Origin of the sequence: Gordonibacter sp. (assembly GCF_036667095.1) — a bacterium.
Taxonomy (GTDB): Bacteria; Actinomycetota; Coriobacteriia; order Coriobacteriales; family Eggerthellaceae; genus Gordonibacter.
Window position 1 is genome coordinate 1 of sequence record NZ_JAVWUP010000005.1, and the last position, 24,432, is coordinate 24,432.

Consider the following 24,432-nt stretch of genomic DNA (forward strand, 5'->3'; position numbering starts at 1 on the left):
TTGTCGGCGTTCGAGCGCGTGCAGCCTCTTGCCGTGTGCGCGGGAGCCGAGGGGCGCGAGGTGCGCAACGTGGGCATACTCGATTGTTCGCCCGACAAGGATCGAGGCTATGCGATCTATCTTCCGGGCGAGTTTATCGTGTCGAACCTGGGCTTCGCCCGGGACGATCCCGAACTGTCCGAGCGCTCGCTGTTGGTACTCATTGGACGCGGGGTGGCGGCCATCGCCCTGAAGACGGTGTACCGTCCTATTGTCAGCGAGTGCGTTATCGCTGCCAGTGAGGAGGCGGGCGTTCCTCTGTTCCTCTACGAGGGAGCGTACCATGAAGTGGTGGCATACCAGGCTCTCGACCTCATCCGCCGCGACGGCGAACAGTCGGACAAGGGGCGTATCTTAGACGAATTGCTTTCGGGCCATGATCCGCAGGCCACGCGCGCAGCGCTGTACGAGCTTGCGGGCGCAACAGGCTCCACCGTGCAGTGCGTCGCCGTAGCTCCGCACCTGCTCGACGAGTGCTCGCTGTATGCGACGCTCGATGCGCTTTCTGTCGCCCTTGCAGACTTCAAGCGCGATTGGGATGTGGTGGAGGCCGTGTTCGCCTTCCGCTATCATGGTGCATTGCTCGCGTTTGTCTCGTACGCGCAGCCTCCTGCGGGCGTTCGCACCCGATCGGAGACCGATCTGGTGGTGCGTCTGCTGGGCATCGGGCCGGTGTCGCTTGGCGTGGGCGAAGAGGCACCGCTTTCCGACGGAGATATGAGTGCGCGCGAAGCCCTTGCTGCGCTCAAGACGGCTCAGATCGAGAACGAGGAGAGAGTGAGCTGGGCCGATCTGCACCACGATGCTTTCCGTGCCTCAGCGACCGAAGGCCGCCTGTTCTGGCGCACGGCGGCGCTCCATCGTGCTTTGTTGGAAGAGCACGATGACGCGCACGGTACCGAGCTCGTTGTAACATGCGAGGCGTTGGCGCGCGCCTACGGCGATGTACGTTTGGCGGGCGAGATGCTCCATCAGCATCCGAACACGCTGCGCTATCGCCTGCGTAAAGCGAAGGATGTGCTGGGGATGTCCGATTCTCCCGATCGCGAGTTTGCCTTTCTGCTGGGGCTCGTGTACCTCGATCACACGAATCCACTGCTGTAGTCTTGGGCGGCACCCTTAATCCCTTGCGGGGGTGGTTTGAGCCGCACTACCTCCGGTTCTTCTGGCAAACCAACCTCCGACCTGCGTTTTCTCTTGGGTTCATGGTCTCATCTGGCTCCCGGCTTGTCCAAACGGCCAAAACAGGTGCGCGAAGTTCTCCGATCGTCCAAAAGCCCTGTCCTTTCCGGTGCGTAAGCTAGGGTTGCCGAAAAGGATAGAACCGCGAGAAGGAGAACTGCCATGTTTGGAAATCTGAGCGATCAAGCAACGTCCGCCCTGTTGTCGCTGGAGTCTGGCGACCTGTCCTACTGCCTGAAACTGGCAAAACGCTTCGAGCACCTGGGTATCGAACCGGCACAGGCCAGTACTGCCCTGTGCACCCTTATGGAAAGCGAATCGCTCGAAACGATCTACCAAGCCGGCTAACATGCGCGGTGCCGCTGGTCGCCGAGCGCGGCACAGCATGCGTCGCAGCCGGTATTCGCCACGGTTGCGACAACCCTGAAAGCCCGAAGAACCTCAGAGCCTTCGGGCTTTTCATTTCGCTTTCCCCGTGAAAAACCGCCTGCTCGCGGGCATTTCGACGGCGAGGCATCGGGTTGTTTGGTATAGTGAACAGCCAAACTGTGTTCACTGCGCACGAGGAAGAACGCCATGTCGTTAATCGTAGCAAAATTCGGGGGTACGTCCGTCGCTTCGCCTGAGCGCATCCAGATGGTTGCGAAGAAGCTTATTGCGAAGAAACAGGCTGGTCACGACGTTGTCGCCGTGGTGTCTGCCATGGGCAAGACCACCGACGAGTTGGTGGGGCTGGCACGTGCCGTAAACCATAATCCGCCCGCGCGCGAGATGGATCGTCTGCTTTCCACCGGCGAGCAAGTATCCATGACGCTTTTGGCTATGGCTATTGAGGCGCGCGGATACCAGGCTATGAGCTTCACCGGCCGCCAAGCGGGCATCGAGACGGACGGTATGCATGCCACGGCCAAGATCGTGAAAGTGCACAACGAGCGCATCATGGAAGCGCTTTCGCGCGGCTTCATCCCGGTGGTGGCGGGCTTTCAGGGCATCGATCCCAACGACGACATCACCACGCTTGGTCGTGGTGGGTCCGATACGACGGCGGTGGCGGTCGCCTGGGGCATCTGCGCCGACGTGTGCGAGATATACTCCGACGTGGACGGCGTGTACACGGCCGATCCGCGCGTGTGCCCGCGCGCCAAGAAACTCGATGCCATCTCTTACGACGACATGCTGGAGTTGTCCGGTTCCGGCGCGGGCGTGCTGCAGATGCGCGCCGTCGAGTTCGCGCGCAAGTACGAAGTAGTCATCCATTCCCGCTCGGCGTTCTCCGATGCCGACGGTACCTACATCAAGGAGGAAATCGACATGGAAGAAGCCGTCATTACCGGCATCGCCCACGACACGTCCGAGGTGAAGGTCACCATTCGCGGCGTACCTGATATGACCGGCGTGGCGGCGAAAGTGTTCAGTGCGCTGGCAGGCAACAACGTGCGCGTGGACATGATCATCCAGAATATCTCCGAGGACGGCTTTACCGACATCAGCTTCACCTGCGCCGGTGCCGACCTGTCCTGTGCGCGCGAGACGGTCGAGCGCATCCTGCCCGACATCAAGGCGCGCGAGTTCGATGCGGACGAGGATATCGCGAAGGTGAGCTTGGTGGGCACGGGCATGAAGTCGTCGCCCGGCGTGGCGGCCCGCGCGTTTACGGCGCTCGGCGAGAACGAGATCAACATCCTGGCTATATCCACGTCGCCCATCCGCCTGTCGGTCGTGGTGGACGTGGCCCAGGCTGCGGCTGCGGTGCGCTGCCTGCATACGGCGTTCGGCTTGGACTCGGACAGCGTGTTTGAGGAGACGCAGCTCTCTGCCGAGGAGATTGCTGCGAAGATGAACAAGGGAAGATAGGGATCGACATGGCGTGGACAAAAGCAATGCCGGCGAATCCGGTGGTGGCGGTTGCAGGTGCGACGGGTGCCGTGGGCACCGAGTTTTTGCAGGTGCTGCATGACGTAGATTTCCCGGCGGCCGAGGTGCGGGCGCTGGCGTCGGCACGTTCGGCGGGCAAGAAGCTGCCCTTTGCCGGATGCGGCCAGGTGCCGGCCGGCGAGCTGACGGTTCAGGAGATGACTCCCGAGGCGTTCGAGGGCGTGGATATCGCCCTGTTCTCGTGCGGCGCGGAGTTCTCGAAGGAGATGCGCGAGGCCGTGGTCGCGGCAGGTGCCGTCATGATCGACAACTCGAGCGCGTTTCGCATGGACGAAGGCGTGCCGCTGGTGGTGCCGGAGGTGAACCCCGGCGACGTGGCTTGGCATAACGGTGTCATTGCGAACCCGAACTGCTCGACCATCCAGATGGTCGTGGCGTTGAAGCCGCTCTACGACCTGTCGCCCATCAAGCGTGTGGTGGTGTCCACTTACCAGGCTGCCAGCGGGGGCGGCGCGCCCGCGATGGCCGAGCTGTACGACCAGACCAAAGACTTCCTGAACGGCGACGAGCTTACGGTCGAGGTGTTCCAGCACCGCATCGCCTTCAACTGCATCCCGCACATCGACAAGTTCATGGACGACGCTTCCACGAAAGAGGAGTGGAAGATGGTCGTCGAGACGAAGAAGATCATGGGCGACGAGGGCATTAAAGTCGCCGCCACCTGCGTGCGCGTACCGGTGCTGCGCTGCCATGCCGAAGCCGTGTACGTGGAGTTCGAGGGCGACGTGAGCGTCGAGGCGGCGCGTGGCGCCTACGCTGCCGCGCCGGGCGTCGTGCTCATGGACGATTGCGACAACTGCGAGTATCCCATGCCCGGTTTGCTGGCCGGAACCGATGAGACGTACGTCGGTCGCCTGCGTCGCGATGACACGGTCGATCACGGCCTGGCCTTCTGGGTGGTAGCCGACCAGATCCGCAAGGGTGCCGCCCTGAATGCGGTTCAGATCGCAGAGCTGTTGATCCCCTAAAGCTTTTGGCAGCTTGCGCCCACGCTCGATTGACGGCCTTCCGAATGGTTCGGGAAGGCCGTTTCTTTTTGTCGCAGATATCCCTGCTGGCCGGAGCGGGGGTGGTTGTGCTGCATGGTAAAATACAGAGTGAACCACTAGAACAAAGGGATAAGGGGGCGCAAGGGTGAGCAAAGTCCAAGAAGGTCAGGGACTTGGCAGTTGGGCATCTCTTCTTGCGACCTACAAGCCGCGCTGGTCGTTTTCTTTTCTGGGGACGGGCTTTGTGCTGGTGTGGATACAGTGCATCCTCTATGCACGCTATATCTGGGTTGACTCTGGACTGACTACGGTTGCCATCAATTTCTCCCGCTGTGCCTGCATCGTGGTGCTGGGGGCTGTTGCGCTGCACAAGGTTTTTTCTTCACGCACCGAGACGATGCTCGGATGGGCGTCGGTTGCCCTTATGACCTTGGGAAGCCTGCTGTTCTTCGTACAGGCTCTGTCGCCGTGGCTTCCTTTTACTACGGTTGCAGCGATATGCTCGGGCGTTGGTCTGGCCTGGAGCGGTGGCATGTGGATGAAAGTGTACGAACGGCTTGATATTCGGGAGGCGTTGCTGCACACGTTCTCTTCGCTCTCGCTCTCGACGCTTATCGGCGTGTTCATTGCATTCGTGTCTGAGTACATTGCCTTTTTTATCAGCATGTTATTGCCCATGATGACGTTCGTCATGTACAAGCGGGCCACGAAAGTGCTTGACGGCCGGCAAAGCGCGGGCATCGCTCTGCCCCCGCCTCGCGACGACATCTATGCCGAAGAGCCGCGACGTACTTCGGTGAGACTCGCGATAGGCATTGCCCTGTTCAGTTTCGTGATGGGCGCTTCACGCGGTTTCCCTTTCGGAACGTCTATCGAACTGGTTCCCGTGTCTCAGCTGGTGCAGCATTTGGGCGTAGCGGCTATCGGGCTGGGCATTATCTGGTGGACGTTGGTTCGAGGTCGGCGTTTCCGCTTCTCGGCGCTTTGGCAGGCGCAGCTCGCGGCGCTGGCGGTAGGGGTGATGCTGTTGTCGACCCTCGATCCGCTTGCCGGACAGATCGGTGCGACGCTCATCGCCATCACGAACTTGTTCCAGGTTGCGTTCCTGTGGTTCGTTTCCTACGATGTGGCACGGCACCGCGCCTTGCCCTCGTACGTGGTGCTTGGGTTCTTTTGGATATTCCACCTGTTCTTCCGCGAGAGCGGACGCTTGGTCATGTGGTGGATCGGGAGCTCGGGCGGTATCGAGATGATGCTGGTCATAGCGGTGATGATCTGCCTGATAGCGGTGAGCGTGGGGTTTCTGCTTACTGATGCACTGCCGGGTAAGAGGCCTCTTTTTGCCGAGTTGTGCCAGTGCGCCAAGGCGGCTGCGCTTGATGCGTGCGAGCAGGAGGTTGCTCCGGGCGAGCACGTCGAGAACGCTTCGCATCGGCAGGAGTCGTTGCACGAGCGCTTCGGGTTGACGCAGCGCGAGACCGAGGTGGCGTTGCTGTTGGCGGAAGGCCGCAGCTCCACCTATATCGCCGGGGAGCTGTACCTGTCCGACAATACCGTGCGCAGTTACGTGAAGAACATCTATCAGAAGCTCGGCGTGCATTCCAAGCAAGATCTCATCGACTTCGTGAAGGAGCTGTAGGGCCACCGCGGCCTGCTTCTCTGTTGTGCCACGCCACGGGCATCGTCCTGCTGGGGCAACCTTGCTGGCATCCCCTGTTTTCGTGCAAGGGGAATGCGTCACTGACGGCGGTAGGGCGGTGGAGGACGCTTGATGCGTTGCACGCCTCCCGTTCTGCATGCAAGCGGGCCCAGCTGAATCCAGCCGGGCCCGCTTGAGGAGGGGGAAGGTGTGAGAGGGAAGAGCCTTTCACAAATTGCTTAACGAAAGGCTCTTCCTACTCGATCGGTTGTCGTGGCTCCCTATGCGTCGGCGAGCGCGCTGCGGGCGGAAATGCGGCCGAAGATGAGGCACTCGGCCACGTTACCGCCACCCTGGTACACGCCGCACCAGATGGAGCCGAACTCGCCGGCCGAGTACAGGCCCGGCATAGGCTGTCCATCGGGGTCGAGGATCTGGCCCTGGGCGTTGCGTACGGGGCCGCCGTCGGTGTTCAGGAACGCCGGGATGGCGATTTGCGCGTAAAACGGCGGAGTGGACACCGGTTGCAGCGTGTTTGCGGGACGGTGGAAGTACACGTCCTTGCCGTTGGTGCAGCATTCGTTCCACTGCGCGACGGTGGTGACCAGCTCGTCTACCGGCACGTTCATGGCAGCTGCCAATTCCTCGATGGTGTTTGCGGTGACCACGAGCTTGTCGCCCACCGGGTCCGAGGTGGTGGTGGCGGGGATGGCGCCGGCCTCCAGGCCGGGCTGGTCGAACACGAACCAGGAGGTTGCCGGCTGGGTGATGTGCGGCCAGGCGCCGCCTACGTTCATGTGGCCATGGCGCGATCCTACGGCCAGCGACAAATCGTCCTGATAGGCTATCTTGGACTTGTTGGAATAGCTGTCCCAATCCATGTACCAGCGACGGCCGTTCACTCCCACGGTTATGCCGTATTGCTTAGGAGAGGGAGAGATGATCTGGTTGTTGGTGAACTTCGTATTCTTCAGGTCGCGGCCCGACATCCAGAATCCAGCCACATGCTCCATGTGCCAGAAGTCGGTGCCCACCTTCATGCATGCCTTGTGGCCGTCGCCGGTGTTGGAGTTGCCGGCGGCGGGACGCGCGGCGCCCATGCCCGCATAGTTCTCCATCATGGTGGGGTTGCTCTCGAAGCCGCCCGTGCACATGATCACACCGCGCTTCGCGCGCACGGCCTTGCCGTCGATGACGGCGCCGACGATACGCCCGCTTGCCGGGTCCTTCACCAGCTCTTCGAGTGGGGCTTTCGTGCGGTAGGTGATGGTGTCGCTGTTCTCGTTGATCTTGCTCTCCAGCAGCACAGCAATGTGCTTGGGACCTTTGATCTCCTTCTCCTTGGCAGCGCCGACCGTGAACTTGCCCAGCGAATAGCAGTGCTTGAACTCAGGATACTCCGGTGCCGTTTTCAGCGGGTCGTCTACCGTTGTGGGCTCGTTGATGCCTGCCTCGTCCTTCGGAGCGCCCAGCGTGTCGAAGATCCACCCGAAGTTCTCGGTCGCACCCTTGGCGTAGGCTTCCAGCACGTCGTCGGGGGTGGTGGCGTGCTCGCCTGCCATCTCCTTCATGTAGTTGGCGAAGGCTTCCTCGTCGGTGGCGTACACTACGGTGCCCTTGGCGAACGGCGTGTTGCCGTCGGGCTTGTCGGCCTTTTCGGCCAAAAGACAGGTGGCCCCGTTGCCTTCGAGCGCTACCGTGATGGCCGCGGCCATGCCGGCGGCACCCGCGCCCGCTACGACGACGTCGTATTCCTCGTCCCACTTTATATCCAGCGTGCCGCCCGTTGTCGAAACCTTGGTGCTGCCCTCTTTGTCGCCGGCCCCTTTTGGCGCGCAGCCGACGATGCCGAGCCCGGCGGCACCCACTATTGCGGTTCCGGCTGCCTTCAAAAACGTGCGACGGCTTTGCTGTAGAGCGGGGTGCGAACTGCTCTCGTCCATGCGATTCCCTCCTCGATCGTGTTGGAATGACAAGCGCTACCTTAGGTTTTTGCGGCATGAGAGGGTACACCCCAACTGCGGGTATTGCCTGATGGAAGTGCAAACCCCCGCATTTTGTGGGGTCGGGGGAGGGGGTGTTGAGCGCCAGACGGACCACTCCTGCCTTGATGTAGGCAGGCTGTTGCTGCGCTTTGTTTTCTTTGTTTTGGTTGTACGGTATCGTTGAGCCAGAGCGCGAGAAAAGGGCCGGTGGGCACCATTGCCGAGGTGATCGCAGGTTCGCTTTGCGAGAGGACCTTACCGGTTCGGCTACTTCCGCAGCATGCGGTAGCCGATGCCTACGTGGGTTTGTATGTAGTCGGGATGCGCCGGATCGGGCTCGATCTTTTTGCGCAGGGTTGCCATGAACACGCGCAGGGAAGGCAGGTCGCTGGCGAGCGCGTTCCCCCAGACTTCCTTCAAGATGGCGTTGTGCGTGAGCACTTTGCCCGTATTGCGGGCCAAAAGGGCCAGCAGCTTGTACTCGATGGGCGTGAGGTGCACTTCTTCATCGTTCAGGGTGACGGTGCGGGCTGCGAAGTCCACGCGCAGGCTGCCATTTTCGTAGACAGGGCCGTCGGCGTCTGCTGCGCCTTCGGCTGCAAGACGGCGCGTTGCCACGCGCAGGCGTGCCAGCAGCTCTTCGACGGAGAAGGGCTTGGTGAGGTAGTCGTCGGCTCCCGCATCGAGTGCGGCCACCTTGTCGGCATCGTCGGTGCGGGCCGATACCACGATGATGGGCGTGCGCGACCAGGTACGTATCTCGCGGATAAGGTCGATGCCGTCGGCATCGGGAAGACCGAGATCCAAGATGATCACGTCGGGGTTCTTCGTAGTGGCCTCCAGCAGGGCGGCGGTGCCGGTCGAAGCTTCGAGCCCGCGGTAACCTTGAACCTTGAGGGTGGTTGCTATCAGGCTTTTTACGGCGGTATCATCCTCCACGATAAGGATGGTGTATGCTCCGTGCTCATCGATTGCGGTCATGCGCCTTCTCCTTTGCCGGGGGCTTGGCCGGACGGCGTTGTCGCTGTCAGTCCGGTGGTCGGGGCCATCGCCCACGAGCTGTCGTCGGTCTCGTCCGGTGTGGTGTTCATCTCGTATTCTACCGCAGGAAGCGTGAGCGTGATCACGGTGCCGGGGCGCTCGGGGTTGGCGCGCTTGCGCGGAGGAAGGGCATCGACGGCAATCGTTCCTCCGTGGATTTCGACGATAGACTTGCAGAGTGCCAGTCCTAGCCCCAGGCCTCGTCGTGCATCGCCCCCGACGTTCTTGCCTTGGTAGAACATCGTGAATATGTCGGGGCGTTCGGCCGGGGCTATGCCGGGGCCGTCGTCCGAAACCGCTATGGACACAAAGTTTGACCCCCGATGATGTGCTGACACCTCGATGTGTGAGCCTGCGGGCGTATAGGTGACCGCATTGTTCACTAGGTTGATGATGACCTGCATGATAAGCCGCCCGTCCGCCTGCATCATAAGCAGTGGATCGTCTACGCGCACCGAGATGAGGTGCTCGGCGGCTTTACGGTTCAGGTGCCGCAGGGCTTCGCGCACGACGTCTTCCACCAGTTCGGGCTCGGTCTTGAGAGACAGGGTGCCGTTGTCCAGGCGCGTCACCACCAGCAGGTTCTCGACCAGGTTCACGAGCCAGAGCGCATCCTCGTGGATGTCGGTGTAGATGGCGCGCTTCTTCTCGTCGGAAAGCACGTCGGCACTGGACAGTAGGATGGATGCATCTCCCGATATGCTGGTCAGCGGCGTGCGCAGGTCGTGAGAGATGCTGCGTAGCAAGTTTGCCCGCAGGCTTTCCTGCTCGGCTTTCAGGCGGCTGCGATGCGCGTTTTCCGAGGCGCGCTCGCGCTCCACCGCCTGCCCGCACTCGTCGAGCATGACCAAGAGAAGGCTCTTTTCGAATGCATCCAGCCCGTCGGTTCCGGACAAGACGATGCCGGCTACGCCTACGGCGGTTTCCTTGCCGCGAATGGGCAGGTAGAGGCAACGTGCGTTCATGAGCGTGTCGGTGCCGGTGCCGGCGCGCTTGTTGTTGCCCGCTACCCAGGCGGCCACGGCTGCTTCGTCTTCCCGCACCAAGTCGGTCATGGACACGTTCTCGTCGGGATTGTTCGACGAGAACAGGCTGGGATCGCTGAGCGTTCCGTGGGGGGTTACCTGGTAGATTACCACGGTCGTGCGCAGCAGCTTGATGATCTGCTCGGCGGTGGTGGACAGGATATTCGCCACGCCGCTGGCCTCCTGCAGGCGGTGCTCGGTTTCGAGCAGCACCTCGGTGCGGTATGCCTTGCGGGCGTTCTTCTCGGCTTCGCGTCGGGTACGGATGGTCAGCGACGACACGATCATCGAGGTAGCGAACAGGAACACGAAGAGAAACGGGTAGTTCAAGCCGTAGGCCGAAAGCGTGAAGCGCGGCGTGGTGAAGAAAAAGTTGAACAGAAGCACTGCCGACGGCGACACGATAAGGCTGTAGAAGAAGCTGTCTGCTTTCAAGGCGCCGAGCAAGACGGCTACCAGATAGATGGCCAGAATGGTACTGCCGGCGAGGCCGCCCTCGTGGAACAGCAATCCGAGTACCGTCGCGGCGAACAGGGCGAGGCTTGCGGCGATAAAGTCGGTGCCGGTGGGTTTGAACCGTTCGGCTAGCTTTGGCCCCGAGACGGCACGCTTTTTATGGCGATCGGCGATGACGACGACATCGGTGGTGCACGAGAGGCTTACCAAGCGGTCCGCGATGGTGCGCCAGGCGGGCAAGAACGGCAGGAGTGGCCGTGCATATTCCGACGAACCTACGACGATCTTGGAGATAGTGCCGGACAGGGCGTACTGCGCAATCTGTACGGCGGCATCGTCTCCGGGTACGGTGACGATGTGCGCTCCCAATTCTTCGGCCAGGTCGACATTCGAGTGCAGGGCATTTTGATTCTGGTCGGAAAGCTTGTGCGTGTCGGTGGGCTCCACGACCAATGCCGTAAGCGTGCCTCGGTAGGCGGCGGCAAGGCGTGCGGCGGCGCGAATGACCGAGACATTGCCAAGCGAAGGGCTTACCAAAACCAGTACGTCGTCGCGCGCATCGGCAGTCGATCGGCCGAATCCGCGCTCGAGGTTGCGGTTCAGGCGGTCGGCCGTGCGCCGCAGCGCCAGTTCGCGCAGGTACGCAAGGTTCTTCTTCGAGAAAAAGTTCGCCAGTGCCGTTTTGGCGCGTTCGCTCCGGTATATCTTGCCGCCTTCCAGGCGGTCGATGAGGTCGTCGGGATCAAGGTCGATAATCTCGACCGAGTCGGCGTAATCGAAGATGCGGTCGGGGATGCGCTCCTGTACTACGATCTCGGTGGTGGAAGACACCTTGTCGTTCAGGCTTTCCAGGTGTTGAACGTTGACCGTGGTGTACACATCGATGCCAGCGTGCAGCAGCTCTTCCACGTCAAGGTAGCGTTTGGCATGCCGACTGCCGGAGGCGTTGGTGTGGGCCAGCTCGTCCACGAGGATCAGGTCGGGTTTGCGCTCGAGTGCCGCATCCACGTCGAATTCCTTGAGGACCATGCCTTTGTAGGATATCTCGCGTGGTGGCAGCACCTCGAGCCCTTCGAGCCAGGCAAGGGTGTCGGGGCGGGTGTGCGGCTCTATGTAGCCGACCACCACGTCGCGTTTGTGCTCATGTGCGACGTGCGCCGCCTCGAGCATCGAATACGTCTTTCCGACGCCGGCTGCATAACCGAAGAATACCTTAAGCCGTCCGCGCCGCTTGCCGGACGTGCCTGCTTGCTCTTCGGCGGTGATCGCACGAAGCAGGTCGTCGGGGTCGGGACGGCAAGGTTCTTGCGTGGGTGTCGAGGTAAATTCCATTACGTCGCCATGATACGGCATTGGACGCGAGCATTGCATTAAGGTCGCGCGTCTGACGTAAAGATTGCATTAAGGCAGAGGGGCCGGTAGTTTTGAGTATACTGGAGCCTATGAAGAAAACGAGACTGGATACACTCCTGGTGGAGCAGGGCTATTTCCCCGATGCGGGTGCGGCATTGCGTGCGGTGTTGGCGCATGAGGTGAAGGTCGACGATGTGTACGCGACGAGCGCCGCCCTGAAGGTGGCGCCCGATGCGGAGGTCGTGGTGAAGGGACGCAAGCGGTTCGTTTCGCGTGGCGGCCACAAGCTGCAAGGGGCGCTCGACGCGTTCGGACAGAGCGTGCAGGGGCTGCGGTGCATCGACATCGGGTCGTCTACCGGTGGCTTCACCGACTGCTTGTTGCAGGCGGGTGCTGCGCGTGTGGCGTGCGTGGACGTGAACTACGGGCAGCTGGCCTGGTCGTTGCGGCAAGACGAGCGGGTGAGCGTGTTCGAGCGCACAAACATCAAGTTGGCCGACCCCCTGGGGCTGGGTGCTCCGTTCGCTATCTTGGTGGCCGACCTCAGTTTTATCGGCCTTGCTGCGCTTGCGCCGGTGTTCGCGCGGCTCTCTGAAGCTGGCTCGGTGTTTATCGGGTTGGTGAAGCCGCAGTTCGAATCGCGCGCCGACGAGACGGACGGTGGCGTTGTGCGCGACGAGGCCGTGCGGCAGCGTACGGTGGACGAAGTGCGCGCGGCACTTGATGCCGAAGGCTTCGAGGTGACAGGCGTAGTCGAGTCTTCTATCAAAGGCCCCGAGGGCAATGTGGAGTACTTGGTGCGCGCGGTGTTTGCGGGTTAGGCTCAGATAAGCATTCGACTGCTTGAAAGAGAATCCTTGCCGTGCGGCGGTCTAGGGGAAACCTACCCATTGAAGAAAGAGGAAAGTGCAACATATCGGACTAGAAAGACTAGCCTGCCTGCGGTTTTGTCGGTATTTGCAGGTGGGCTAGTCTTTCCGGACAGCTTAGTTCTTCAGCGAGTTGATGGGGGCGGGGAAACGACCGCCGCGGTGGGCGAACACGGTACCTGCATATTGGTTGACCGGCATGACCGGGGCGTACCCCAAGAGGCCGCCGAAGTCCAGTCGGTCGCCCACCTTCTTGCCGATAGCAGGGATGAGGCGCACTGCGGTGGTTTTGGTGTTGATGAGGCCGATAGCGCATTCGTCGGCGATGATGCCGAAGATGGTCTCGACAGACGTGTCGCCGGGAACAGCGATCATATCCAACCCGACCGAGCATACGCAGGTCATGGCTTCCAGCTTCTCCAAGGTCAGCGCGCCCGACTCGGCAGCGCGGATCATGCCTGCGTCTTCGGACACGGGGATGAACGCGCCGGACAGACCGCCGACGGACGACGACGCCATGACGCCGCCCTTCTTCACGGCATCGTTGAGCATGGCGAGTGCGGCTGTGGTGCCGGGACCGCCGCATTGGCCTACGCCGATGGCTTCGAGGATCTCGGCCACGGAGTCGCCCTCTGCCGGTGTGGGTGCCAGCGACAGGTCGAGAATGCCCTGCTGCACGCCAAGGCGCTTGGATGCCTCGCGGGCCATGAGCTCGCCGGCGCGGGTGATTTTGAACGCGGTTGCCTTGATAGCTTCGGCAACGGACGTGATGTCGGCATCTTTGGGCAGGTCGGCTAGCACGGCGCGCACGACGCCGGGGCCAGACACGCCCACGTTGATGACGGCATCGGCTTCACCCGATCCGTGGAAGGCTCCGGCCATGAAAGGGTTGTCTTCCACGGCGTTGCAGAATACGACCAGCTTGCCGCAGCCGATGCACTCGCGATCTGCGGTGGCTTTTGCCGTTTCGATGACGATGCCTGCCATCTTCAGCACGGCATCCATGTTGATGCCCGCGCGCGTGGAGGCTACGTTCACCGACGACATGACGCGGTCGGTCGTGGACAGCGCATGCGGGATGGAGTTCATAAGTTTCAGGTCGGATGCAGACGCGCCCTTGTGCACCAGCGCCCCGAAGCCGCCCACGAAGTCCACGCCCACTTCCTTGCCTGCATTGTCCATGGCTACGGCGATGGGGGTGAGGTCCTGCGCGTTGGTGGCTGCGCATATCTCGGCGATGGGCGTGACGGACAGGCGCTTGTTGACGATAGGAATGCCGTACTCGCGCTCAAGCTGTTCTGCCATGGGCACCAGATGCTCGGCAGCAGAAGTCAGGCGGTCGTAGACCTTGCGCGCCATGACGTCGATGTCGGTGTCGGTGCAGGCTCGCAGGTTCAGTCCCAGCGTTATCGTGCGGATGTCGAGGTGCTGCTTGCTCACCATCGCCAGCGTTTCGGCGATTTCGGCAGGGGTGATCTGCATGGTTCCCGTCTTTCTCTCGTAGGTCCCGCGTGTAGAGGTAATCGTGTCAGCATAGCAAATAACCAGGCAACTGTTACAGCGGCCTGGTTATTTCCGGCGTTTCTTCTCATGGGCGAAGAAACGCCGGAAATAAAGGACCCCTGTTGCCAGGTACAGGGCAACAGGGGCGGGGAGGGGCGAAAAGTTTCCTTAACGATAGTTTCGGTTGCTAGGCGTTCTTTGTCGCGTTCTGGGCGGCGATGCGGCCCATGGTCATGGCGCACAGAACGGTGGCTCCGGCTGCGCAGTTCCAGTCGGCTGCTACGCCAGCCACATACAGGCCGGGAATAGCCTCGGCGGCCGCTTCACCACTGGAGACTGCGGGCATTCTGAGTGCTTGACCTTGTGCGTTCGTCTTAATGCCGCCGGTTACGACGGAGGTGCTTACCATGATGGCGGAGGCGTAGAAAGGTCCCGTTGTCAGGGGAATGAGGGACTCGGCGGGACGTCCGAAGTCGTCATCGCGCCCTGCTGCGCAGAAGGCGTTGTAGCGCTCCACCGTAGCTTTCACCTTGGCTCCGTCCAGACCCACCTGGGCGGCAGCATCTTCTGCCGTATCGGCTTTTACCCAGTTCAAAGGACGCTTTGCCAGCACAGCTTCAAGTTCGGGCGTGGTCGGCAGCAGCACGACGGCAGGGCGGCCCTGCTCGTTGTGCTTGCGGAGGATGGCACGATGGCCCAAGGGGCTTTCATAGGGTGTTTCCTCGTTGAAGAAGCGTTCGCCGTTGGCGTCCAGCCAAAGTCCATGCAGGTGTTCGGAATAGTTGAGGTTGACGATAGACTTTGTGTCCAAGCCAGCAAGCGAACTCATTAGCGGCAAGGCGGCCGCACGGGTAGCAAGCGCACCGACGCTGGTGGCGAGGGCAAGGCCGTCGCCCGTTGCTCCGGGGTTCGATCCGGGCAGGATGTTGGCGCATTCGGGGTTCATGGCTGCCAGCATGGTTTTACTGCCGGAGTGGCCACCGGTAGCCAGAATTACGCCTTTGTTTGCCTTGATGCGAAGGGTGTCTTTCTTTTGGGAAGCCTCAAGGCCGATGACGCGACCCTCGGCATCAGTCAGCAGCTTGGACGCCCGTGTTTCCATAAGCGTCTTCACGCCCGCCTTCTCTGCCGCTGCGCCGAGCGACTTGATCATGGCGGCACCAAGGCCTTCTACCTGGTGAATGACGGGAAGCTCTGTATAGCCGAAGCGCGGTCCGACTTCCTTGGCGAACGGAGTGCCCAAGTCTTGGAGCCAGTCGATGGTCTCGCCGCTCTTGTCGGCTTGGACGCGTGCGATCTCCGCATCTTTCGGGCCGTACCATTCGGGATGCGCCATGAACCACTCGTATACCTGGTCGGCCGTGACGCTAATGCCCTGCTCTTTGGCCAAGCGGGTTCCCCAGCCACCGAGAATGCCGTCGCAGAGCGCGGAGTCGCCCCCTACGGCACTGGACTTCTCCAGCAAAAGCACGCTTGCGCCGGCGTTGGCAGCTTCGACAGCCGCAGCGTAGCCGCCGCCTCCTGTGCCCACAACGACGATGTCGGCCTCTTCTTGCCAGCTTCCGTCGGATGAGGTCGCAGCTTTATCGCCTGCTGCGGGCTTGCTGCATCCCCCTAGGAAAGAGGCTGCAGCGAGCCCCATGGTGCCCGCCATTGCGGCTCCGACGAAATTCCTTCGGGTGATCTTCTCCTTGTTTGCTGCCATGTTCCCACTCCCCTTCAGTCGATGTACGTGCCGAAACAGCGGCATACCACGAACCATACAAGCCTCCTTGATTAAGTGTCAATATCGCAAAAATTAATAGTTAAACTACGAAGAAAGCCTTGGCGACGGGGAAGGTAATACGAAAGAAATACCAGGTTAAATAATTGTTTTTCCACTGAGAAACGCTCTGCTCGGTTTGAGTCTTGCCAAAGATGGGAAACTATTAAAAAATGATATAGTGCAAATGAACGGGATCAGCTGACGATGGCCTTGGGGGAAGGAGTCGGAGTATGTCGGATGAGATGGTGCGCAACTTCATCGGATTGTTGAAGGACCCCGCTTTTGCAGCCCTGTGCAAGCAGGCGAACGAGAGCCCGCTTTCGTGGAGTGCTTTCAAGAAGATGCCTATGCCACCGGGCCTTTCGGCCGAGCAGGCGTGGCGGGTGCTCAATGCAATTCGCCGCCAAACAGCCGTTTTGCTGCCGTTTTTCGGTACCTCGGGGCGCCAGGGATGGTATTCGGCCACGCGATCTATCCAGGCATCGCTTGACGATATCAGCCGTCGCTGCCATGAGGGGTCGTGGCTCGATTTGGCCACTAAATCTCGGAACACCGTCTATTTCCTCATCGAGGCGCACGTCAACGACGCCGTGACCGGGCTTCGTGAAGACGGATTGAACCTGGGTTACGAGAAAGCGCGCGAGGTCTTGCGGGGCGAGCGCGGTCCGGAAGCCTCGGAAGAGGTGCTGCTACTCAATGGACATCGTGCCGTTTGGGAGCTCGAGCGCTATCGCGATGCGCCCTGCACGCCCGAGTTGATTTGGGATATTTACCGACAGGTTGCGAAGGGTGCGGGTGAGCAAACCTCGCTTTCCTCGAGGCAGGCCTCGGTGCTGTGGGGCAGCAATCGCTTCGATAGTACGGCATCGCTGCTGCTCATAGCACGCCTCGTCAACGGAGAGGGAGTAGACAGCGCCGAGCATCCGCTATTGCTCGCCATGGCTGTGCGGTTTCTGTTCATGAGTACTTTTCCGCTTCCGGCATGGAACGGCGTGGTGTCTTCCCTGATTATGAAATTGCTGTTCTTGAAGTCGCGCCTGCCGGTGCTCGCGTTCGTGCCGATTTTGGAAGCGTGTCGAGAGTGGGAGCAGGGCATCATCCGCCCGCCCGCGGTCGCGGCGAGCGTGAAGGGCTCGTCTATCCTCATCGACGACGAGATCGACTACACCGTCTACGTTACGGTGATGACGCAGCTGGCCCGGCTCAAGCTTGACGAAGTGGAGGGAGAGCTCAAGCGCGTCATCAAGAGGGACCAGGTATTTTCCCAGACGCTTCGAGATGACTTGGATATAAACCATCGCCAGCGCACGGTCCTCCAAATGTCGCTGAGCAACCCTGCGGCGGTGTTCAGGATCGAATCCCATCGAAAAACCCACCGGGTGGTCTATGCAACGGCACGTGCCGATCTGCTGGGGCTTGTCGGTATGGGTTTTCTGGAGTGCCGACGTGTCAAGCGAGCCTTCGAGTTTACGGTCGTGCCGGGGATTCGCCAAATGCTGGTCGGCCCTGCTGGTCTGCGTCCCTGAGTCCGACCCCGGCGTGCCCGCCCGCTCTTCGCGCCAAGAAGCTCGCGCATCTTGGCGGAGTTAAGCGCGCGCCGTGCTCACTTCGCCATACTGAAGGTTCTCGCGGGTCTTGTCGGGCAGTTCGATGACCAGCTGGAAGTCCTCGGTCAAATCGACCGCTCGCGCGCGGATGCGCTGTCCGCGGCGGGTGATCACGATGGGCTGGTCAAGCAGGAAACAGCGGTCGCGGTAGTCGCTGTAGAACGAGCGGCTATCCAGGTTCTCGTACAGGCCCCAAAACCGTGCGAGCACTTCGGCTGCCAGTTTGCTGCGCAAGGGGTCGGCGTTGACGGGGCAGAGGGCTCCTGCCACGTCTGCCATCTCCGAGGGGAAGCCGGCAGAGGGCGGCTTCACGTTTATGCCGATGCCCAGCACCGCGTATTCGAAGCGCCCTGACTCCACGCTCAAGGCTCCTTCGGTGAGGATGCCTACTACTTTCCGGCCGTCGCAGAAGATGTCGTTTATCCATTTGATGGCGGTTTTTCGCCCGGTTACCGCCTCGATGGCCTGCGCGCAGGCTACGGCTGCCGCCGCCGTAAGGCATGCGGAGGCGTTGGCTTGCAGCAGGGGGCGCAGCACGATGCTCAGGTAGATGCCGGTGGATGCCGGGGAGAAGAACGATTTGCCACGCCGCCCCTTGCCGGCAGTCTGTTCTTCTGCCACGACGACGGTGCCTTCGGGTGCGCCGAGGAGGGCGAGCTGCTGTGCTTCGGTGTTCGTTGAGGTCACGCGCTTGCGCAGTACGATGTCGAAGGGGTGGCCGGCGGGCAGGAACCTGCCGATGCTTACAGGCGACAGCAGGTCACTGTCTTGTGAGAGGCGATATCCCTTGTTCGTGGTGGCGGCGATGTCGTAGCCCTCTTCGCGCAGCGCATTCACGGCCTTCCAGACGGCATTGCGGCTGACGCCCAGCGCCGAGGCAAGCTTGACCCCGGACACATAATCGCCTTGGCTCTCCTCGAGCAAGCGCAGTGTTCGGCTCTTCGTCGTCATGGGGTCCTTTCGTGAGCGTGTGCCGGGCGGTCGAGCCGTTGGGCCTTTCCGGGCTGCTCCAAGAGCAGTTGATGTCCGGTTTGCCGTGTCGGTTCGCCGGTGCGTGTCGTTTTGGCAATTCTGGTGCGAGGGGGCTTATTTTGTCAACGATAAAGAAAAGAGAAGGTGACAATAAGGTGCAAGTTTTCGTAAAATCCATGTAAGGTCCTTCCCAATCGTTGTCTTTCTGCTTGTTTCCTCGTAAAATGACTGCTATTGAACAACGTGTTCATTTTTGATCGAGATGTCTATTTGGGCCGCAAGCGTGCGGCAGGCGAAGGGAACGCATGGCAACTGATGTTCTTGGCGGCGTTGCAACGGCGAAACAGCCCCTTGTGCAACCTCTTTCTGCCGTAGCGGATGACATGTCGGATGTTCCGGCTTCTGGGGTGCCCACTGCCTGTCCTGTCGCGTCTTTTTGCGAAGACCGCCGCATCGTGCGCTCCAAAAAGGCACTGCACGATGCCCTTATCGCCCTCATGGAAGAGCGCGGGTTCGACGCTATCACGGTGAACGACCTGTGTGCTCGCGCCGATCTGAACCGTGGTACGTTCTACAACCATTTCCGCGACAAAGAGAACCTGCTGGCCACGTTCGAGGACGAGGTCATGCATGATCTGGAGCATTTTCAGACGCAGCTGCAGGATATGACCGTGCGCAAACTTCTGGCGTACCGCACGCGCAAGAAGCCGCTGCCGTTTTTGGTGGAGCTGTTCGACTACCTGCGCGAGCAGGGCGCGTTTTTGCATGCGGTGCTGGGCCCGGGCGGCGATGTGCGGTTCGGCCCGCGCCTGCGCGACTCCATCTGCACGAACTTGATCCAGTCCATCTTACACGAGCGCTATCGCAGCGACTCTACGCCGTTTGTGGGCTACTACGTGGCGTTTTACGCGCAGGCGTATCTGGGGGTGATCTCGCGGTGGCTGGATACCGGCATGCACGAAAGCTCCGAAGAGATGGCCCTTATCGCCATGAAGCTGTTCTTCATCAAGCCGGGCGACACCATCAAGCTGTAACCAACCGGGCTCTGCCCGCAACTGATAGCAAGCGTACGAAGGAGAAGGTCATGGTGAACGAGCCCATGGATGAGAGCAAGAGCAGCACCCCCCAGGCGACGAACCCCTCGGCTGAGGCGTCGACGTGCGCATCGTGCGCACCGCGTGTTGTCTCGCTGCCGCAGGAGCAGGCCGCTTCGGCTGCTGTTGCTTCGGCAGTGCAGCACAAGGTACCGGAAACCCTGCATATCGGCATCGACGTGGGGTCTACTACGGTGAAGCTGGCTATCTTGGACGAGACTCGCAAGGTGAGGTTTTCGGTGTATCGCCGCCACCACGCAGACATACGGGCTACGATCGTGGAGGTGCTGGAGGAGGCCGCAGCCGATTTCGGCGGAGAGGCCATGACCATTGCCCTCACCGGCTCGGGCGGCTTGCTGCTGGCGCAGTGGCTGGGCATCGAGTTCGTGCAGGAGGTCATCGCCTCCAAGACGGCGGTTGAGGCGTTCATTCCCAAGACGGACGTGGCTATCGAGCTGGGTGGCGAAGATGCGAAGATCATCTACTTCGACCAGGGCATCGAGCAGCGCATGAACGGTACGTGCGCCGGCGGCACCGGCGCGTTCATCGACCAGATGGCCACCCTGTTGAACACTGACGCCGGCGGCTTGAACGAGCTGGCGGCGAACAGCCAGACCATCTATCCTATCGCCAGCCGTTGCGGCGTGTTCGCGAAGACCGACGTGCAGCCGTTGCTGAACGAAGGTGCGCGCAAGGAGGATATCGCTGCGTCCATCTTCCAGTCTGTGGTGACCCAGACCATCAGCGGCCTGGCGTGTGGTCGTCCTATTCGCGGTTACGTGGCGTTCTTGGGCGGTCCGTTGCAGTACCTCCCCGAGCTGCGCAAGCGCTTTTACGAGACGCTCGCCCTGGACGACGAGCACCGTATCGTGCCCGAAGACGCCCACCTGTTCGTAGCCAACGGCTGCGCTTTGGCGGGTGCGGCCAGCGAGACGTCGCGAACTGAGCTTTTGGACGACGTGTTGGACCGTCTGAAGAACCTAGGCGACATGCAGGGGTCCGAAGTCGTGCGCCTTCCCCCCTTGTTCGCCAGCAAAGACGAGCGCGACACCTTCACGCAACGCCATCAAGAGGAGCGTGTGCGCAGGGGCGATCTCATGGAATATACGGGTACGGCCTACTTGGGCATCGATGCCGGCTCCACCACCTTCAAGGCAGCGCTCATCGGCGAAGACGGTGCGCTCCTGTGGTCGCATTACGCCAGCAACAAGGGCGATGTGCTGGGCTGCGCAAAGGCGGCGTTGGCGAACCTGTACAACGAACTTCCCGTCGATGCCGACACCGGTGAGCCGCTGGTGCGCATCGGCCATGCCACGGTCACGGGCTACGGCGAGGGCCTGCTGCTGGAGGCTTTGCGCGTAGACTCCGGCGAGATCGAGACGGTGGCGCATCTGCGTGGCGCGCAGGAGATGCTGCCGGGCGTGGAGTTCATCCTGGACATCGGCGGGCAGGATATGAAGTGCCTGCGGGTGAAGGACGGCGTCATCGACCACATCATGCTGAACGAAGCATGCAGTTCCGGGTGCGGCAGCTTCATCGAGAGCTTCGCCTCGGGGCTGAACCTGGACGTGGCCGAGTTCGCGCAGACAGCCATCGAGGCCGAGCGTCCGGTGGATCTGGGCAGCCGTTGCACCGTGTTCATGAACAGCCGCGTGAAGCAGGCGCAGAAGGAAGGCGCCACCGTGGGCGATATCGCTGCGGGCCTGGCCATTTCCGTCATCAAGAACGCACTGTTCAAAGTTATCAAGATCCGCGACCCGCATGACGTGGGCACGAAGGTCATCGTGCAGGGTGGCACGTTCTTGAACGACGCCGTGTTGCGAGCCTTTGAGCAGCTATCCGAGGTCCAGGCCGTGCGCCCTGATATCGCGGGCAACATGGGCGCGTACGGCGCAGCCCTTCTGGCGCGCGATCACCACCGCTCCGCTCGGATGCGGGAAGCGAGCAGGGCCGAAGCGGCTGCTGCGTGGAGTTCCGATTTCGACACCGAGGATGCTGCTGGCGAGGTGCGCTCAACCCTGCTGTCCCTCGAGCAGATCGAGGCGTTGTCCCCCTCGCATAAAACCGTGCGCTGCAAGGGCTGCTCGAACAGCTGCCTTCTGACGGTGAACGACTTCGGCATAGACGAGAGCACCGGCAAGCACCGCCGCTTCACTACGGGAAACCGCTGCGAGAAGGGTGCCGGCACGCACCACGAGAGCATGGACGTGCCTAACCTGTACGAGTACAAATCCGAGCGCACGTTCGGCTACGAGCCCCTGTCTCCCCAGGACGCCCCGCGCGGCTCGGTGGGTATCCCGCGGGCGCTTAACCTGTACGAGAACTACCCGTTCTGGTTCACGTTCTTCACGCGTCTGGGCTTCCGTGTGGTGCTCAGCGATCCGTCCACGAAGAAGACTTACGAGGCGGGCATCGAGTCCATGCCGTCGGAGAGCGTGTGCTATCCGGCGAAACTGTCGCACGGGCATATCATGAACCTGCTGGACAAACATCCCGATTTTATCTGGATGCCCTGCTCGAAGTGGGAACGCCAGGAAGACGAAGGCGCGGGCAACCACTTCAACTGCCCCATCGTGGCAAGCTACCCTGAGGCCCTGCGTTTGAACATCGACGAGCTGCGCACGTCAGAGGTGCCCTTGCTCACGCCGTGGGTGCCCTACGATCAGAAGGAACATTTGAAGAAGCGCCTGTTCGTTGAGCTGGCGGAGCACCATCCCGAGTTCTTGGGCGCCGCCGCCCTCACGCAGGCCGAGGTCGACGCGGCGGTGGAGGCGGCCTGGGCCGAGGACGAGGCCTACAAGCGCGACATCCGCGCCAAGGGCGAGGAGACGCTTGCGTGGATGGAGGCTACCGGCACGCATGGCATCGTGCTGGCGGGCCGTCCGTACCACAGCGATCCCGAGATCAACCACGCCATCCCCGAGCTGCTGACCAGTTTCGGCCTTGCGGTGCTTACGGAGGACTCCATTGCGCATTTGGGGCAGCTGGAACGTCCCATTCGCCTGGTGGACCAGTGGATGTACCACACGCGCCTGTATGCTGCGGCCAAGGTGGCCACCGAGCGCTCCGACCTGGATCTTATCCAGTTGAACAGCTTCGGCTGCGGTTTGGATGCGCTTACAACCGACCAGGTGCAGGAGATATTGGAGCGCGCCGGCAAGGTGTACACCGTGCTGAAAATCGACGAGGTGTCGAACCTGGGCGCAGCGCGCATCCGCGTGCGCTCGCTGCTGGCGGCGCTCAAGGACCAGTCCGACGAGCAGGTCGAGGCCCGGCGCGTACTGCGCGGTTGCCCGGCTATGGAGTTCGATCCGGACCGGTTCATCTCCTCGCCTGATGCGGCGGTGGCGGGAAAAACCGGCCGCACGGAGGCCGCAATCGCCAAAAAACTGGCGGCAAGGAGCCTGAACGCTGCCGATGCTGCGGCTGAGGCGCCCGCCCCGCCTGAGACGTTTGCCGAGAAGTCCGCCCCCGAAGTGGCCGAGCGCTACAAGCACCGCAAGGGCGCTACCACGGAGTTCCCCCGTGCAGTGTTTACGCAGGAGATGAAGGATGCGGGCTATACCATCCTGTGCCCGCAGATGGCTCCCATCCATTTCGACCTGCTGGTGGAGATATTCCGCAAAAGCGGCTACAACTTCGAGCTGCTGCCGTCGGTGGATCATGGTGCGGTCGATGCGGGTCTGAAGTACGTGAACAACGACATCTGCTACCCGTCCATCCTGGTTACCGGCCAGATCATGGAAGCGGTCATGTCAGGCAAATACGATACGGACAAGCTGGCCGTCATTATTACGCAGACGGGCGGCGGCTGCCGTGCCACGAACTACATCTCGCTTATCCGCAAGGCATTGGCTGCGGTGGGCCTGGCTCACGTGCCGGTGATCGCGCTTTCGTTCAAGGATCTGGGCGAGAACCATCCCGGCTTCAAGGTGACGCCCGGCATGCTGCTGCAGGCGGCGTACGCTATCTTCTACGGCGACTTGCTTATGCAGACGCTGTACCGCACGCGCCCCTACGAGGTGACGCCGGGCAGTGCGAACCGCCTGTTCGACCACTGGATGAGCACGTGTCGCCGCCAGCTTCTGGAAGGCCTCTCGCGTCGCACGTTCAAGGACACCGTGCGCCGTATCGTGGAGGATTTCGACACGCTGCCGCTTGCGGGTGAAGGTGCGAAGCCGCGCGTGGGTGTCGTGGGTGAGATATTGGTGAAGTTCCATCCTACCGCGAACAACCAGGTGGTGGAGGTAATCGAGCACGAAGGCTGCGAGGCGGTGGTGCCGGGGATCACCGAGTTCTTCCTGTTCGGCATTGCCGGGGCCATCTTCCAGAAAGACCCGCTCGGACGTTCAAGGAAGAGCGCCTTCGGTGCGCGTGTCGGTATTGCGGCTTTGGAGAAACTGCGTGCCCCGATAACGAAGGCGCTTGCCTCCTCGAACCGCTTCGAGGTGCCGGCCGATATCTACGAGTTGTCCGGGTACGCTAGCGAGATACTCAGCTTGTGCAACTCGATGGGCGAAGGCTGGCTGCTCACGGCTGAGATGGTGGAATTGGTGCGCACCGGTGCGCCGAACGTGGTGTGCGCGCAGCCCTTTGCGTGCCTGCCGAACCACGTGGTGGGCAAGTCGGTCATCAAGGAGCTGCGCCGCCGTTATCCCGAGAGCAACATCGTGGCGGTGGACTACGACCCCGGTGCCTCCGAGGTGAACCAGCTGAACCGCATCAAGTTGATGATCAGCGTGGCCAAGGCGAACTTGACCGAGAAGGAAGCCGAGGCGAAAGCAGCCCGCGACAAGTTCGTCAAAGCAGGCGGCTTTACTGCGGTCCAAGAGTCGGCGGGGGAATTGCAGGTAGAAACCGAGAAGGTGTAGAGCAGGTTCCCTCGGTAGAGGTTGAGCGAAACGGCTGCAAGGACCCTCTAGCCAAGAGCGGCAGGAGGGTCCTTGTCGTGTGACGCCTCCTTGCGCTAGACGTTCTT

General features: G+C 61.4%; 15 protein-coding genes. 9 read left to right on the plus strand and 6 right to left on the minus strand.

The features are described 5' to 3' along the window. The 5 genes from RR842_RS01090 to RR842_RS01110 form a co-directional block, all read left to right on the plus strand. Positions 1-1,143, plus strand: a 1,143-nt coding sequence (locus tag RR842_RS01090; protein ID WP_332728833.1) for a helix-turn-helix domain-containing protein, incomplete at its 5' end; no start/stop codon positions are given. Between the two features lie 240 nt (positions 1,144-1,383). Continuing rightward, a complete protein-coding gene (locus tag RR842_RS01095; protein ID WP_332511609.1) occupies positions 1,384-1,569 on the plus strand; it encodes a hypothetical protein in 186 nt (61 codons plus the stop codon). Positions 1,570-1,797: 228 nt separating this feature from the next. Continuing rightward, on the plus strand, positions 1,798-3,075 hold the full coding sequence (locus RR842_RS01100; protein ID WP_332511608.1) for an aspartate kinase: 1,278 nt from the start codon (positions 1,798-1,800) through the stop codon (positions 3,073-3,075). Positions 3,076-3,083: 8 nt separating this feature from the next. Beyond that, positions 3,084-4,124 carry an aspartate-semialdehyde dehydrogenase gene (locus RR842_RS01105; protein WP_332574288.1) on the plus strand — a complete coding sequence of 347 codons (1,041 nt, stop codon included), beginning with the start codon at positions 3,084-3,086 and terminating at the stop codon, positions 4,122-4,124. Positions 4,125-4,290: 166 nt separating this feature from the next. Beyond that, a complete protein-coding gene (locus RR842_RS01110) occupies positions 4,291-5,784 on the plus strand; it encodes a LuxR C-terminal-related transcriptional regulator (protein WP_332511606.1) in 1,494 nt (497 codons plus the stop codon). 281 nt (positions 5,785-6,065) lie between these two features. Here RR842_RS01110 and RR842_RS01115 read toward each other — a convergent pair whose 3' ends face one another. The 3 genes from RR842_RS01115 to RR842_RS01125 all read right to left on the minus strand — a co-directional run bounded on the left by RR842_RS01115 (position 6,066) and on the right by RR842_RS01125 (position 11,623). Further along, complete coding sequence (locus tag RR842_RS01115) at positions 6,066-7,727, minus strand: FAD-binding protein (protein WP_332511605.1); 1,662 nt, start codon at positions 7,725-7,727, stop codon at positions 6,066-6,068. A gap of 309 nt (positions 7,728-8,036) precedes the next feature. Then, positions 8,037-8,750 (minus strand): response regulator, encoded by a 714-nt coding sequence (locus RR842_RS01120; protein ID WP_332511604.1) that lies wholly within the window; start codon positions 8,748-8,750, stop codon positions 8,037-8,039. Next, the gene (locus RR842_RS01125) at positions 8,747-11,623 is read right to left on the minus strand and encodes a sensor histidine kinase KdpD (RefSeq protein ID WP_332724272.1); all 2,877 of its coding nucleotides are present in this window, start codon (positions 11,621-11,623) and stop codon (positions 8,747-8,749) included. The genes RR842_RS01120 and RR842_RS01125 overlap by 4 nt, the downstream gene beginning before the upstream one ends. Positions 11,624-11,733: 110 nt before the next feature. Here RR842_RS01125 and RR842_RS01130 point away from each other — a divergent pair, with 110 nt between their 5' ends. After that, the gene (locus RR842_RS01130) at positions 11,734-12,465 is read left to right on the plus strand and encodes a TlyA family RNA methyltransferase (RefSeq protein ID WP_332511602.1); all 732 of its coding nucleotides are present in this window, start codon (positions 11,734-11,736) and stop codon (positions 12,463-12,465) included. A gap of 165 nt (positions 12,466-12,630) precedes the next feature. Here the strand turns inward: RR842_RS01130 and RR842_RS01135 are convergent, their stop codons facing one another. Beyond that, on the minus strand, positions 12,631-13,995 hold the full coding sequence (locus RR842_RS01135; RefSeq protein ID WP_332511601.1) for a PFL family protein: 1,365 nt from the start codon (positions 13,993-13,995) through the stop codon (positions 12,631-12,633). 208 nt (positions 13,996-14,203) lie between these two features. Then, entirely contained in the window at positions 14,204-15,721 is a 1,518-nt protein-coding gene (locus tag RR842_RS01140; protein ID WP_332517337.1) for an FAD-dependent oxidoreductase, read from the minus strand. A 290-nt stretch (positions 15,722-16,011) separates the two neighbouring features. Here RR842_RS01140 and RR842_RS01145 point away from each other — a divergent pair, with 290 nt between their 5' ends. Then, entirely contained in the window at positions 16,012-17,307 is a 1,296-nt protein-coding gene (locus tag RR842_RS01145) for a hypothetical protein (protein ID WP_332553138.1), read from the plus strand. Between the two features lie 60 nt (positions 17,308-17,367). Here the strand turns inward: RR842_RS01145 and RR842_RS01150 are convergent, their stop codons facing one another. Continuing rightward, the gene (locus RR842_RS01150; protein ID WP_332511598.1) at positions 17,368-18,339 is read right to left on the minus strand and encodes a biotin--[acetyl-CoA-carboxylase] ligase; all 972 of its coding nucleotides are present in this window, start codon (positions 18,337-18,339) and stop codon (positions 17,368-17,370) included. 404 nt (positions 18,340-18,743) lie between these two features. On the opposite strand from RR842_RS01150, the gene RR842_RS01155 reads away from it, so the two are divergent. Then, positions 18,744-19,394, plus strand: coding sequence for a TetR/AcrR family transcriptional regulator (locus tag RR842_RS01155; protein WP_332511611.1), 651 nt, complete (start codon positions 18,744-18,746; stop codon positions 19,392-19,394). 50 nt (positions 19,395-19,444) lie between these two features. After that, positions 19,445-24,325 carry an acyl-CoA dehydratase activase-related protein gene (locus RR842_RS01160; RefSeq protein WP_332728834.1) on the plus strand — a complete coding sequence of 1,627 codons (4,881 nt, stop codon included), beginning with the start codon at positions 19,445-19,447 and terminating at the stop codon, positions 24,323-24,325. The last annotated feature ends 107 nt before the right edge of the window (positions 24,326-24,432 follow it).

Excerpts from the sequence above, each read along its gene's own strand:
- RR842_RS01100 (WP_332511608.1), top strand. The coding sequence starts at position 1,798 with ATGTCGTTAATCGTAGCAAAATTCGGGGGTACGTCCGTCGCTTCGCCT.
- RR842_RS01150 (WP_332511598.1), bottom strand. The coding sequence starts at position 18,339 with ATGACGACGAAGAGCCGAACACTGCGCTTGCTCGAGGAGAGCCAAGGC.
- RR842_RS01125 (WP_332724272.1), bottom strand. The coding sequence starts at position 11,623 with ATGGAATTTACCTCGACACCCACGCAAGAACCTTGCCGTCCCGACCCC.
- RR842_RS01130 (WP_332511602.1), top strand. The coding sequence starts at position 11,734 with ATGAAGAAAACGAGACTGGATACACTCCTGGTGGAGCAGGGCTATTTC.
- RR842_RS01140 (WP_332517337.1), bottom strand. The coding sequence starts at position 15,721 with ATGGCAGCAAACAAGGAGAAGATCACCCGAAGGAATTTCGTCGGAGCC.
- RR842_RS01105 (WP_332574288.1), top strand. The coding sequence starts at position 3,084 with ATGGCGTGGACAAAAGCAATGCCGGCGAATCCGGTGGTGGCGGTTGCA.
- RR842_RS01135 (WP_332511601.1), bottom strand. The coding sequence starts at position 13,995 with ATGCAGATCACCCCTGCCGAAATCGCCGAAACGCTGGCGATGGTGAGC.
- RR842_RS01145 (WP_332553138.1), top strand. The coding sequence starts at position 16,012 with ATGTCGGATGAGATGGTGCGCAACTTCATCGGATTGTTGAAGGACCCC.
- RR842_RS01095 (WP_332511609.1), top strand. The coding sequence starts at position 1,384 with ATGTTTGGAAATCTGAGCGATCAAGCAACGTCCGCCCTGTTGTCGCTG.
- RR842_RS01120 (WP_332511604.1), bottom strand. The coding sequence starts at position 8,750 with ATGACCGCAATCGATGAGCACGGAGCATACACCATCCTTATCGTGGAG.
- RR842_RS01160 (WP_332728834.1), top strand. The coding sequence starts at position 19,445 with ATGGTGAACGAGCCCATGGATGAGAGCAAGAGCAGCACCCCCCAGGCG.
- RR842_RS01155 (WP_332511611.1), top strand. The coding sequence starts at position 18,744 with ATGTCGGATGTTCCGGCTTCTGGGGTGCCCACTGCCTGTCCTGTCGCG.
- RR842_RS01115 (WP_332511605.1), bottom strand. The coding sequence starts at position 7,727 with ATGGACGAGAGCAGTTCGCACCCCGCTCTACAGCAAAGCCGTCGCACG.